Here is a 12,539-nt window from a genome sequence, read left to right on the forward strand (position 1 = left end):
GCAGCGGCGCTCGAGCGCGGCGTGATCGCGCGCGCCATGCCGCACGGCGACATCCTGGGCTTCGCGCCGCCGCTGGTGATGACGCGCGCCGAGGCCGACGAGATCGTCGCGGCGGTGCGGCAAGCGGCTTCATGGGTGGCCCCGCGCCGGATCGGGCGGGGCTATGAAGCTGGCTGCTGCGGGCCGGTTGCCGCGAGGCAACGACCGAGACAACTACGCCGAAGCCGCGTCGTCCGACGGCTCGGCGTTCTCGACGTCGTCGAATTCGGCGAGCCGGTTGTAGATCGTCTTCAGGCTGATGTCGAGCACTTCGGCCGCGTGGGTCTTGACGCCGCTGCAGCGCGCCAGCGTGCTCAGGATCATGCGCCGGTCGACCTCGGCGAGCGTCGCGCCGAGCTGAACGGTCACGACTTCATCGGCCACGTCGCGATCGCCGAGCACTTCGGTCAGGATCGGTTGCGGCAACTCGGCGATCAGATCGCCGTCGTTGAAGATGCTGGCGCGCTGCACGAAGTTGCGCAATTCGCGCACGTTGCCGGGCCAGGCGAAGTTCGACAGCGCGGCCAGCGCCGCCGGCGCGAACTGCAGGTTGCGGCCGGTGTCCTGGTTCAGGCGTTCCAGCAGCGCGTTGGCCAGCATCTGGATGTCGTCGCCGCGCTCGCGCAGCGGCGGCAGCGCGATCGGGAACACGTTGACCCGATGGTAGAGGTCGGCCCGCAGCTTGCCGCTGGCGATCGCCGCTTCCGGATCGCGGTTGGTGGCCGCCACGATGCGCACGTCCACGTCGATCTCGCGCGCCGAACCGAGGCGCGTCACGCGGCCGGTTTCGAGCACGCGCAGCAGCTTGACCTGCAATTCGAGCGGCATCTCGGTGATTTCGTCGAGGAACAGCGTGCCGCCGTCGGCGCGTTCGAAGTAGCCCTTGTGCTGCCGCTCCGCGCCGGTGAAGCTGCCCTTGTCGTGGCCGAACAGCTCGCTCTCGACCAGATTGGCCGCGATCGCGCCGCAGTTGACCGCCAGAAACGGGCCGCTGCGGCGGCGGCTCAGGCGGTGGACCGTCTCCGCCGCCAGTTCCTTGCCGGTGCCGGATTCGCCCATCAACAGCACCGAGGCGTCGGTGCCGGCCACCCGTGTGAGCGCGGTGTACACGCGCTGCATCGGCGGCGAATTGCCGAGCATCAGGCCGAAGCGGCCGAGGCGCTTCAGCTCGTCGCGCAGCGCGGCGATTTCCTCATGCAGGGCGGTGGCGCGCGGCACGCGCTCGAAGATGCTGTTGAGCCGGTGCATGTTCAGCGGCTTGACCAGATAGTCGGTCGCGCCGCGCCGCATCGCCTCGATGGCGGTGTCGATGCTGGCGTGCCCCGTCATCAGGATCTTTTCGCAGTGGCCGCCCTTCGGCAACTCGTCGAACAGATCGACCCCCCGCCCATCCGGCAACATCAGATCGCTCACGATGAGATCGGGCATGCGCCGGGCGATGAAGGCCCGCGCCTCGGCCAGCGTTCCCGCCGCGTCGCATGTCAATTGCTGGGTGTGGGCAAGCGCGACGAGCATGTCGCGGGAATCGGGATCGTCTTCGACAAAGAGTACGTAGGGCATTGAACGTGTCCGCGGCGAATCGGGCTGCAGTATCGGGCGGGGGCCGACCTGCGGCATTGGCTGATGGCATACCCATTGGTATCTGCCGCCGCGCGGCGGAGATGGCCAGAACCGGATCGAACGACGCCGTGCGGCCGGCCCTGGCACGGGATTCGGCGCTGCGCTGTCGCGATGAGACGGGGGTGAGCCATCTTATCGAAAATCGGCGAAACGTTGGCTGGAGAATGCGGGTGGCGCAGGAGAGCCTGCGTTCGGGACTGGCCGGCGTCGTGCCGCCTGCCGTGCTCGACGAGCTTCACCGGCGCAGGTCGGACGCGCGAGCCCGGCACGGCAAGGCGGGTGTCGATGCGCACTCGCATGCCGGCGCGACGTCGGGTGCGCTCGGGTGCGCGTGGATGAGGGCGTGAACCCTGGCGCCGGCGGCTCCGGTTCCACCCGCCACGGCTTCATGTCCAGGTTGTGCCGGCCACGCCCGGCGCCGGTCGGACGCGCAGGCTGCCGGTTCGATATTCGTGAGCCCAAGCATTAGCGTCGAAGAAAAAGTGCAAAGCACTGTCATTGCGCCGACAGATCGAAACCCCTTGAGCGCGAATAATTGCCTGCAGCCGGCCGAAGCGGCGGCGCGACGGCCCCTCAGCGCGCGGCGTGCTGCGCGTGGAGCAGGTCGGGCAGCGCACCCGATTCGCGGATCATCGCCTCGATCGCCGTCACATCGACGAGCGTGAAGCGGCCATAGCTTGCATGAACCCAATTGCGTTCGACGAACCAGCGCAGCTCCTTGTTGACATGCTGACGCGAAGCCATCAGCAGCGCGGCAAGGTCTTCCTGTGAAAGGCGCATGCGCAGCGTGATGCGATTGCCTTCGGTGTGGCCATATCGGCGGCCGAGCGCCAGCAGATGGCTGGCCAGGCGGGCGCGGAACGACATCAGGCCGACACGGCCCAGGCAGTCGTGCAGGTGACGGGCGCGCTGCGCGAGCAGGCGCAACAGGCTGAGGGTGAGCGAGGGGTTCCGTTCGAGCGCGAGCTCCAGCGCGTGGGCAGGGATATGGAACAGCCGTGTCAGCCCGCGCGCCCGTTGATTGTGAATCGAGCGCTGGTTGGTCATCACCGCGGTGAGATTGGCGAGCTCGCCGGCGGGAATAAAGGTTTCAACGGCACGTAATCCGTCCGTGCTCGGCCATGCCCATTCGAGCATGCCGGAAAGAATGATGTGGATATCGCTGCATGGCGCATTGGCGGAATAAATCAATGTGCCGTCGGGGTAGGTCCGTAATTGGCCCGCTTCCACCAATTCGTCCAGCACCGGTTCCGGCCAGTCGGCCAGCAGTTCGTGATTGCAAAACGCCGCCCAGACGATTTCCCGCTGGCGGCGCGTCAGGTCCCGGCCACTCGACTGCAATGGCATGGATTGCGATGCCTGATCCGAAATGCGGGCGGCCCGCTGAAACGGGGCGAGTTGAGCAGGGCGGGGCGCGAGGGGGCGTGATGACATGGTCGATTGAGAGCCGGTGAAGGTGCCTGGTGTTTCGCATTCGGCCAGTTCGATAACGATAAACGCGTGCTTCAGGCGATGCAGGTTAATTCGATAACGCAATACACGCTGAAACGACGAAACGGCGTATTAAACGGAGGGCGTATCAATGGAAAAATCGAACGCGAGCGCGGCCAGCTACGCTACGTGTTTGTCCGGAGCCGGTATATCCCACGAAGCGGACGTGCTGGTGATCGGCGGCGGCCCGGCGGGAACCTGGGCCGCGATAAGCGCATCCGCGCGGGGGGCCAAAGTCGTGCTGGCCGAGAAGGGATTCTGCGGCACCTCCGGCGCCACGGCGCCGTCCGGAACCGCCATCTGGCATGTGTCGCCCTCCGGCGATGTTCGCGAACGCGCGAAGCAGAGCCGCTACGCCCTCGGCGGGGAGCTTGCCGAGCACCTGTGGATGGATCGCGTGCTCGAGCAGACCTGGACAAATATCGAGCAACTGGCGCAGTGGGGTTACCCGTTCCCGGTTGACGAGCACGGCGCATCGCGTCGGAATTCGCTGCAAGGTCCCGATTACATGCGGCTGATGCGAAAACGCACGAAGCAGGCCGGCACGCTGATCCTCGATCAGAGCCCGGCGCTCGAACTGCTGGTCGACGAAGAGGGCGCCGTGGCCGGTGCGCGCGGCATCCAGCGTCAGGGCGGCGGCGCCTGGGCCGTGCGTGCGCGGGCGGTCGTCATCGCGACCGGCGGGTGTGCATTCCTGAGCAGGGCGCTGGGTTGCAACGTCCTGACCGGCGACGGCCAGTTGATGGCGGCCGAGGCGGGCGCGGCGCTATCCGGGATGGAATTCTCGAATGCCTATGGCCTCGGCCCCGAGTTTGCCTCGGTGACCAAGTCCCTGTTTTATCAATGGGCGCGCTTTTACGACGAGAAGGGCGTCGAGATCGCGGGCGCAGGGTCGGCACGGGGGCGAAGCGTGATCGCCAAGGCGCTGCAGACGCATCGCGTGTTCGCCTGCCTCGACCGGGCCGACGCGAAAGTCCGCGCCTGGATGCGAACCGCGCAGCCGAATTTCTTCCTCCCGTTCGATCGCCTGGGCCTGGATCCGTTCACCCAACACTTTCCGGTCAGCCTGCGGCTCGAGGGCACCGTGCGCGGCACGGGCGGCCTGCATATTGTCGATCGCGATTGCGCGACCACGGTCGAGGGGCTGTATGCGGCGGGCGACGCCGCCACTCGCGAGCTGATTTGCGGCGGCTTCACGGGAGGCGGCAGCCACAACGCCGCGTGGGCGATGTCGTCGGGTTTTTGGGCGGGTGCCGGTGCGGCCGATCACGCGCGGGCGAAGCGTGGCGAGCCGAAGTCAGCCTTGCGCGGAGCGGGTGGGGCCGGGCTGGTCGGGCCGTCCCGAGGCCGGCGCGTGGATAGCCGGGAAGCCGTCGCCGCCGTGCAGGCCGAGGTGCTGCCCTATGAGCGCAACTGGACGCGCAGCGGGGAAGGGCTGGCCGATTCGCTGACGCGGCTGGATGCCCTGTGGTCACGCCTGCAGCGCTGCGCGCCGCCCGGCGAGGCGGAAGAAACGCTGCGCTTGCGACAGGCGGCCGCCATGGTGGCGACGGCACGCTGGATGTATCGCAGCGCGCTGGCGCGGACCGAGACCCGCGGCATGCATCGGCGCCGCGATCACGCGGCGGTGGATACGGGGCAGCGCAATCGCATCGTTTGCGGGGGGCTCGACGACATATGGATGCGCAGGCAACCGGTGGACGACACCCGGCGGCCGGCGGCCGCACCGGGAGCGTTCGCATGATCGAAATCATCAGTGATGCGAACTGTACGGGTTGCGACATCTGCGTGCGCGTCTGTCCCACCAACGTCTTCGACGCCGTGCCCGGTGGCGTGCCGCTGATCGCACGTCAGGCGGATTGTCAGACCTGCTTCATGTGCGAGCTGTATTGCCCGGCGGACGCCCTGTACGTCGCGCCGCAAGCGGACGCCATTGCGCCGGCCGGTGAGGCAGGCGCGGCGGGAGCGTCACATTTCGGCCGCTATCGCGCCGCGCTCGGGTGGGGCCCGGGGCGTCGCTCGACTGCGGACCTCGATGCCAATTTTCAACTCCTCACCCCAATCCATTGACGATGCTCATGAAAGACCGTACGACTCGAATCGAGGCCCGCTCGCGCCGAACCTTCCTTGGACGAACCGTTGCCGCCGGCGGCCTGCTGCTGGGCGGTATCCCGGCGCTTGCCGCCACGCGCGACAGCCAGACCCTGCATCTCGGCGTGATCGGCCCGACGCGCGCCCCGACAGGCCCGTCCGGCTACGCACTGGCGCTCGGATACTTGCAGCGGGAACTGTCTCCGCTCGGGATTCACGACATTTCGGTGCACGTGTTCCGGAACGGCCCCGACCTCAACGAGGCATTGTTTGCCGGTGCGCTGGATATCGGCATTTACGGCGACACGCCGGCGCTGGTGGCGAGGGGGAAGGGCGTCGGCGCGCATCTGATCGGCTTCGAGGAGATTGGCTTGAGCAGCTGGCTGGTGGCGCCGAAAGGCGGCGTGCAGCGTGTTGCCGACCTCGACGGCAAGACCGTCGGCGTCGCGATGGGCTCCTACACGCACCGCTATCTGCTCGGCGTCCTCGGCGCGGCGGGCCTGAGCAACCGGACACGGGTGGTCTATCTGCTCGGCTCCGATGCGGATGCGGCCCTGCACAACGCATCGCTCGACGCCTACGCCGCCGCGTCCGACTTCGGGCCGGTGCTCGCCGAACGGGGCTACCCGGTCATCGATCAGGGCGTGCAGCATCCCGATCTGCTCGGCTCCTATGTGATCGTCGCCTCGGACAAGCTGCTGGCCCGCGTGCCGGGCGTGGCGCAGGCATGGCATCGCGCGCGTCGGGCCGCCCTGTCGAAAATCGGCGCCGATGCGCCGGCGTATTACGCGTTTCACCAGAAGCAGACCGCCTTCACGGCGGACACGATACGACTCGCCCATCCGGTCTCGCATTTCCCGACGGCGGCTTACCCGCCCGAAGGCCTGGCGTTGCTGGACAGCGCCAGGCGCTTCCTGCTGGACCGCCGCCTGATCAGCGACGATTTCACGCTGAAGCAGTGGCAGGCGTGAGATCCGGACGCTGCGGAAGCTGCCGTCGCGACCACGTAGCGCCCGCAAGCGGGCCGCCGGCGATCGGGGCGGCCCGCGACACGGCCCCGGGGTTGGGGCCCGCGCCGTAAAAATTAATAAGCATTCAGGATCTTTTAGCATCGCGCCGCCTATCTTGGCCCCCATCGACATTCAACCGAGGAGGTCAACATGAGCAGGAAACTGGAAGGAAAGATCGCACTGGTCACGGGCGGCACGACGGGCATCGGGCTGGCCGCCGCGAAGGATCTGGCGGAAGCGGGCGCCACGGTGTTCATCACCGGCCGGCGCGAGGCCGAGCTCGAAAAGGCGGTGGCGGAGATCGGCCACGGCGCGCGCGGCGTGCGTGGCGACGTGACGAAGCTGGCCGACCTCGACGCGCTGTTCGCGACGATTCGCGACGCCGCCGGCAAGCTCGACGTGCTGTTCGCGAACGCGGGCGGCGGCACGATGGCGCCGCTCGGCGACATCTCCGAGCAGCATTTCGACGACACGTTCGATCGCAACGTGCGCGCGCTCGTGTTCACGGTGCAGAAGGCGCTGCCGCTGATGGAGAAGGGCGGCTCGATCGTGCTGACCGGCTCCACGGCCGGCTCGAAGGGCACGCCGGCGTTCAGCATCTACAGCGCGTCGAAGGCCGCGGTGCGCGCGCTGGCGCGCAGCTGGGTGCTCGACCTGAAGGAGCGCGGGATTCGCGTGAACGTCGTCGCGCCCGGCCCGATCCGCACGATCGGGCTGGTGGAGCTCGCGGGCGAGAGCAAGGAAGCGCAGGACGGTCTGCTCGCCTACATGGCGTCGCAAGTGCCGCTGGGGCGCGTGGGCGAGGCCTCGGAAGTGGCGAAGGTGGTGACGTTCCTCGCCTCCGACGATTCGAGCTTCGTGAACGGCGCCGAGGTGTTCGCGGACGGCGGCATCGCGCAGGTCTGAGCGCGCGCGCGTTGTGCTGCAGGCGGGCTGCAGGCGGGCGGCCGCGAACCGGCTGGCCGCCCGACCCGGTATCGCACCGCAGGCAGGGCCGGGTTCACGCGCCACCTGAAAAAGGCTGAACGCGCCGCCACGGCCGTCCGGCAGGCCCGGCCGCGCCGGCCGCCTGCGCGCGACGCCCCGCATCGCGCGCCCGGCGCGGCCCCGATAACTCATACCTTTAGATGGTTTCGGACCTTGAACGGCTACAGTACTATACGTCCCGACTTGCCGGCCCGGGGCGTGTGGCGCTCCGTCGTCGTCAATGCGAACAAGGCCAAGGACCTCCCCAGCGTGTGTGCTCATCATGTCGTTTCGATCGTCGAGGACGACGCGTCCGTCCGGGAGGCGACGTGCAGTCTCGTCCGCTCGCTCGGCTGGGAGGTTCGTACCTATGCGTCGGCGGAAGCGTTCCTGCGCGCCGACGCGCTCGCGGACGTCGCCTGCATCATTTCGGACGTGCAGATGCCGGGCCTGTCGGGAATCGAGATGTATCGGCGCCTGCTCGACCGTGCCGCGCCGCCGCCGATCATCTTCATCACCGCGTTCGAATCCGATCTGCTGCTGCGGCAGGCCCGCGACGTGGGCGCGCTCTGCGTGTTCAGCAAGCCGGTGGATGCCGCGCAGATCGGCCAGCGCCTCGACGCGATTCGCGCCGCCGGCACCGGCACGCCATGAGCCGATGCGGCGCCGTCTGAGCGTCAGGATTCCGCATCATTCCCCCGTTGATTCGCATGACAGGACCGCTCCGCCCCGACACCGTGCAATGGCCCCGGCTTCGCTGGCTCGAGGCTGAGGCCGGCGGCGGCCTGCCCGCCAATGCCCGCATGGTCTGCCTGCTGGCCGCGGCGGTCGGGCTCGGCGTGTTCCTGGTCGATGCGTTCGCACCGCTGAATATCGCCGTCGCGGTGCTGTACGTGGTGGTGGTGCTGCTGGTGTCGTCGGTCGCGTCGACCAGCGTCACGGTGGCCGTGGCCTGGCTGTGCATCGCCGTCGACGTGCTCGGCTTCCTGATCTCGCCGAACGATCCGGTCGCGCCGAGTTCGATCGCGCGCTGCGGCGTGAGCCTGAGCGCGCTGATCGTGGTGTCGATCCTCGCGGTGCGCAATCAGGGCAGCCATGCGACGTTGCGGCACCAGGTCGATCTGCTGAACCTCACGCACGATGCGGTGGTCGTCTATGGCCTCGACGATCGCATCACGTTCTGGAGCCACGGCGCGGAACGGCTCTACGGCTGGCCCGCCGACGAAGCGGTGGGCCGCACGCTGCAGGCGCTCACGCACACGCGCGGCGCGCTGGCCGATGCGGAGATCCGCCGGCAGGCGATCGAGGCCGGCCATTGGCAGGGCGAGCTCGAACGCGTGCGCAACGACGGCGCCGTGGTGCGGGTGTCCAGCCGCGTGATGCTGTCGCGCGACCGCTGGGGGCGGCCGGTCGGGATTCTGTCGACCGACGACGACGTGACCGAAACGCGCCGCATGGAAGGCGCATTGCGCCGGCAGAAGGAAGAGCTGCTGGCCACGCTCGACGCGATTCCGGCCATGGTGTGGAGCTCGCGCGACGACGGCCGGCCCACCTACGTGAACCGGCGCTGGAGCGAATACGGCATCGATACCGGCCGCGGCCGCAACGGTGACGGCGACGTCTGGCGCGACATCCTGCATCCTGACGACCTCGCCGAGGTGCAGGCCGCGTGGGGCGAGGCGATCGCGCGCGGCGGCTATTTCGAGCGCACCGCGCGGTTCCGGCACGGCGACGGCAGCTACCGCTGGACCGTGATCGCCTCCGCGCCGCTGCGTGGCGCCGACGGGCGGATCCAGGCATGGTACGGCGTCAATACCGATATCGAGGCGTTGCGCCGCGCCGAGCAGGCGCTCGACCGCTCGCGCAGCGAGCTGGCGCACACCACGCGCGTGTCGATGCTCGGCGAACTGGCGGCGTCGATCGCGCACGAGGTGACGCAGCCGCTGGCCGCGATCGTCACCACCGGCGAGGCCGGGCTGCGATGGCTGAACCGCACGCCGCCCGAACTCGCCGAGGTACGCGCGTCGATCGAGCAGAGCACGCGCGACGCGAAGCGCGCGACCGAGGTGATCCGGCGGATCCGCGCGCTGGCCCGCAAACGCGACGCCGATGCGGCGCTTGTGGACGTCAACGCGATCGTCGAGGAATCGGTCGAGCTCGTGCGGCGCGAAATGCGCAGCCAAGGCGTCGAGCTGCAGGTGTCGCTCGCGGCCGCGCCGCTCGTGGTGTTCGGCGATCGCGTGCAGCTTCAGCAGGTCGTGATCAATCTGCTGATGAACGGCATGCAGGCGATGTCGGGCGCGCCCGGCGGCATGCGTCTGAGCGTGGCCGCGGCCCGCGCCGACGGCGCCGCGCGCGTGCGGATCGACGATACCGGCCACGGCGTCAGCGCGGCCAACGCGGCGCTGCTGTTCACGCCGTTCTTCACCACGCGCAAGGACGGCATGGGCATGGGCCTGTCGATCTGCCGCTCGATCGTCGAGGCGCACGGCGGCCATGTCTGGGCCGAACGCGGGGCGGACATCGGCATGCGCATGCAGTTCACGTTGCCGCTCGCGCACGATACGATGCAGGAACGCACCCCCCCTCCGATGTTGGCAGGAACCGAGGAAGCAGATGAACGATGAGAATACCGCCGGGAGCGCGCTTGTCTACGTGGTCGACGATCACGATTCGATGCGCGAGGCGCTGACCACGCTGTTGCGTTCGGTCGATCTGAACGTGCTGGCGTTCGCGTCGGCGCAGGAATTCCTGGCGCTCGACAAGCCCGACGTGCCGAGCTGCCTGATTCTCGACGTGCGGCTCAAGGGCCAGAGCGGGCTGGCGGTCCAGGATCAGATCGTCGCCGGCGCGCTGGGCTTGCCGATCATCTTCATCACGGCGTACGGCGACATCGAGATGTCCGTGAAGGCGATGAAGAACGGCGCGTTCGATTTCCTCGCCAAGCCGTTCCGCGACCAGGACCTGCTCGATGCGGTGGCGAGCGCGCTGCTGCACGACAAGCAGCGCCGCGACACGGGCAGCCAGGTGGCCGAGTTGCGCAACCGGTTCGCGGCGCTGACGCCGCGCGAGCGCGAGGTGATGTCGCTCGTGACGGCGGGCCTGATGAACAAGCAGATCGCCGCGAATCTCGATCTCAGCGAGATCACCGTGAAGATCCATCGCAAGAACGCGATGGTGAAGATGGGCGCGCGCTCGCTGGCCGATCTGGTGCTGAAGGCGCAGGCGCTCGGCATCAACGCCGCGCTGACGCGCTAGGGCACCGCCGCCTCAGCCGTTCGCCTCAGCCGTCCACCAGCCGTTTCGGCAGCAGCAGCGTCAGCACCACGCCGAGCAGCAGGCAGCCGATCATCGTCACGACCGGCGCCAGCAGGCTGCCGGAGCTCTGTTTCAGATGGCCGACCGTGTAGGGGCCGAAAAAGCCGCCGAGATTGCCGATCGCGCTGATCCAGGCGATCCCGTTCGCGGCGGAGGCCGGGCCGAGCACCGTGATCGGCATGCTCCAGAACACCGGCGGCACCGACAGCAGGCACGCGTTCGCAATGCACAGCCCGGCCACGGACAGCCAGAGATGCCGGTGCAGCAGCGCCGCCAGCGCCAGGCCGAGCGCGGCCACGAACAGCAGCGCGGCCACGTGCAGGCGCCGCGAGCGCGTCCTGTCCGCATTGCGGCCCACCGCGATCATCACGGCGATCGCCACCAGGTTCGGCAAGACCGTGATCAGGCTGATCCGCAGGTTGCCGCTGACCCCCAGCGAATGAACGATGGCGGGCGCCCACAGCGTGTAGCCGTAAATCGCGAACACGTCGAAGAAGTAGAGCGCGCCGAACGCCAGGACGAGCGGGCTCGAATAGACCTGGTCGGGATGGATCGACTGGCTCGACGCCCGGTCGCGCTCGAGTGCCCGCACCAGGTGGGCGCGATCCTCGGGCGAATAGCGCGGGCTCGTGGTGACGTCGTCGTCGAGCCGCCACCAGCAGAACAGCGCGGCCACGCACGCCGGCAGCGATTCCACGATCAGCATCCATTTCCAGCCCGCGATCTGCAGCGCGCCGTCGAAGTCCTGCATGATCAGGCCGGCCAGCGGCGCGCCGATCACGCCCGAGAGCGGCAGCGCGGCATAGAACGTCGACAGCATGCGCGCGCGGTAATGGCACGGGAACGAGCGCGACAGGTAGTAGACGATGCCCGGCACCAGCCCCGCCTCGGCGATGCCGAGCAGGTAGCGCATCACGTAGAACTGCTTGGGCGTGGCCACCAGCGCCGTGAACGCGGTCACGGCGCCCCACACGAGGATGATGCGCGTGAGCCAGAGCCGCGCGCCCACCCGCTGCAGGATCATGTTGCTGGGCAGTTCGAACACCACGTAGCCGAGCGAGAACACGCCCGCGCCGAAGCCGAACACGGCATCGGAAAAGCCGAGCTGGCCGTGCAGTTGCAGCGACGCGAAGCTCACGTTGGTCCGGTCGATATAGGCGGCCAGATAGGCCAGCATCATGACCGGCAGCACCTGCCAGGCGAGGCGGCGGCAGATCCGCTGCTCGATGGCGATGTCGGCTGTGCGGGGGCAGGCGCCTGCGGGTTCCCGATTCATTGCCGCGCCGGCCTCACGACGGTTCCCGCCGCGCCCGGCGCTTGCCCTGCGAGACATGGACGCTGCGCGGCAGCGTGCGGCTCGTCGCCGGGTTTTCGCGTGCGTTGTCCATCGATGCCTGGCAGGCGCGGGCCGGCGTGCCGGCCCGCGCACGGCCGCGACGCGGAACCGGTGCGCCGCGCGCGGTGGGCACGGCCAGCACGGGCACCACCGAACGGCTGGTGTCGAGCGGCGACACGGCGTGCCAGAGATAGCCACTCGATGCATTCGCTGGACGAGGCGGGGGCGGGTGCAGCGGCGGCGCGGCCGGCATTGATTCGGCCTCCCGACGAAGCGCGGGCGATGGGGGATGCGATGCCGGCCGCTGCGGCGATGCCGCCGCGCCGCTGTCGGGCACGGGCGGCGCGATCGCGTGCGCGGCATGGTGGCCGGTGTTGTCGGCATCGGCATCGGCATCGGCCGGCTTCGCTGCGGCCACCGGCATCTCGCGCGCGAACGCGCGCAACGTATCCGAGAGCCGATAGCGTCGCACGGGCGCGGGTGGCGTCGCGTCGACCTCGACCAGCGATTTCGCGACGAGCGTGGCCAGCACGTCGAGCATCGCCTCGCCGTCGAGCCCGCATGGCGCGGCGACGGCGCACGCGGCGTCGATCGTGAACGTGTCGGGCAGCGTGGCGAGCCCGGCCAGCACGCGGCGCTCGTGCGGCGCGAGCCGCGCGCAGCTCCAC

The 12,539-nt window shown here is 68.9% G+C and carries 10 protein-coding genes and 1 pseudogene; 7 read left to right on the forward strand and 4 right to left on the reverse strand.

Annotated features, from left to right (window positions below):
- Positions 1–213: 213 nt before the first annotated feature.
- The gene (locus tag G3N92_RS23200; protein ID WP_206129922.1) at positions 214–1,599 is read right to left on the reverse strand and encodes a sigma-54 dependent transcriptional regulator; all 1,386 of its coding nucleotides are present in this window, start codon (positions 1,597–1,599) and stop codon (positions 214–216) included.
- Positions 1,600–2,232: 633 nt separating this feature from the next.
- The gene (locus tag G3N92_RS23205; protein WP_206129923.1) at positions 2,233–3,195 is read right to left on the reverse strand and encodes a Crp/Fnr family transcriptional regulator; all 963 of its coding nucleotides are present in this window, start codon (positions 3,193–3,195) and stop codon (positions 2,233–2,235) included.
- A gap of 46 nt (positions 3,196–3,241) precedes the next feature.
- Here G3N92_RS23205 and G3N92_RS23210 point away from each other — a divergent pair, with 46 nt between their 5' ends.
- The 7 genes from G3N92_RS23210 to G3N92_RS23240 all read left to right on the forward strand — a co-directional run bounded on the left by G3N92_RS23210 (position 3,242) and on the right by G3N92_RS23240 (position 10,475).
- Positions 3,242–4,894 carry an FAD-binding protein gene (locus G3N92_RS23210; RefSeq protein ID WP_206129924.1) on the forward strand — a complete coding sequence of 551 codons (1,653 nt, stop codon included), beginning with the start codon at positions 3,242–3,244 and terminating at the stop codon, positions 4,892–4,894.
- Positions 4,891–5,220: a ferredoxin family protein gene (locus tag G3N92_RS23215; RefSeq protein ID WP_206129925.1), complete on the forward strand. Its 330-nt coding sequence runs from the start codon at positions 4,891–4,893 to the stop codon at positions 5,218–5,220. The genes G3N92_RS23210 and G3N92_RS23215 overlap by 4 nt, the downstream gene beginning before the upstream one ends.
- A gap of 8 nt (positions 5,221–5,228) precedes the next feature.
- Entirely contained in the window at positions 5,229–6,212 is a 984-nt protein-coding gene (locus tag G3N92_RS23220; RefSeq protein WP_206129926.1) for an ABC transporter substrate-binding protein, read from the forward strand.
- A 189-nt stretch (positions 6,213–6,401) separates the two neighbouring features.
- Positions 6,402–7,157, forward strand: a complete 756-nt coding sequence (locus G3N92_RS23225) for an SDR family oxidoreductase (RefSeq protein WP_206129927.1) — start codon at positions 6,402–6,404, stop codon at positions 7,155–7,157.
- Between the two features lie 330 nt (positions 7,158–7,487).
- Positions 7,488–7,871: a response regulator gene (locus tag G3N92_RS23230; protein ID WP_206129931.1), complete on the forward strand. Its 384-nt coding sequence runs from the start codon at positions 7,488–7,490 to the stop codon at positions 7,869–7,871.
- Positions 7,872–7,927: 56 nt separating this feature from the next.
- Complete coding sequence (locus G3N92_RS23235; protein WP_206129928.1) at positions 7,928–9,844, forward strand: PAS domain-containing sensor histidine kinase; 1,917 nt, start codon at positions 7,928–7,930, stop codon at positions 9,842–9,844.
- Positions 9,834–10,475, forward strand: coding sequence for a response regulator (locus G3N92_RS23240; RefSeq protein WP_206129929.1), 642 nt, complete (start codon positions 9,834–9,836; stop codon positions 10,473–10,475). Before G3N92_RS23235 ends, G3N92_RS23240 begins: the two co-directional genes overlap by 11 nt.
- A 25-nt stretch (positions 10,476–10,500) precedes the next feature.
- Here the strand turns inward: G3N92_RS23240 and G3N92_RS23245 are convergent, their stop codons facing one another.
- On the reverse strand, positions 10,501–11,811 hold the full coding sequence (locus G3N92_RS23245; RefSeq protein WP_206129930.1) for an MFS transporter: 1,311 nt from the start codon (positions 11,809–11,811) through the stop codon (positions 10,501–10,503).
- Positions 11,812–11,824: 13 nt separating this feature from the next.
- Positions 11,825–12,539, reverse strand: a pseudogene (locus G3N92_RS23250) (hypothetical protein); the annotation flags it as partial.

Origin of the sequence: Burkholderia sp. Ac-20379, from assembly GCF_017104645.1 — a bacterium.
In the GTDB taxonomy this organism is placed as follows: domain Bacteria; phylum Pseudomonadota; class Gammaproteobacteria; order Burkholderiales; family Burkholderiaceae; genus Burkholderia.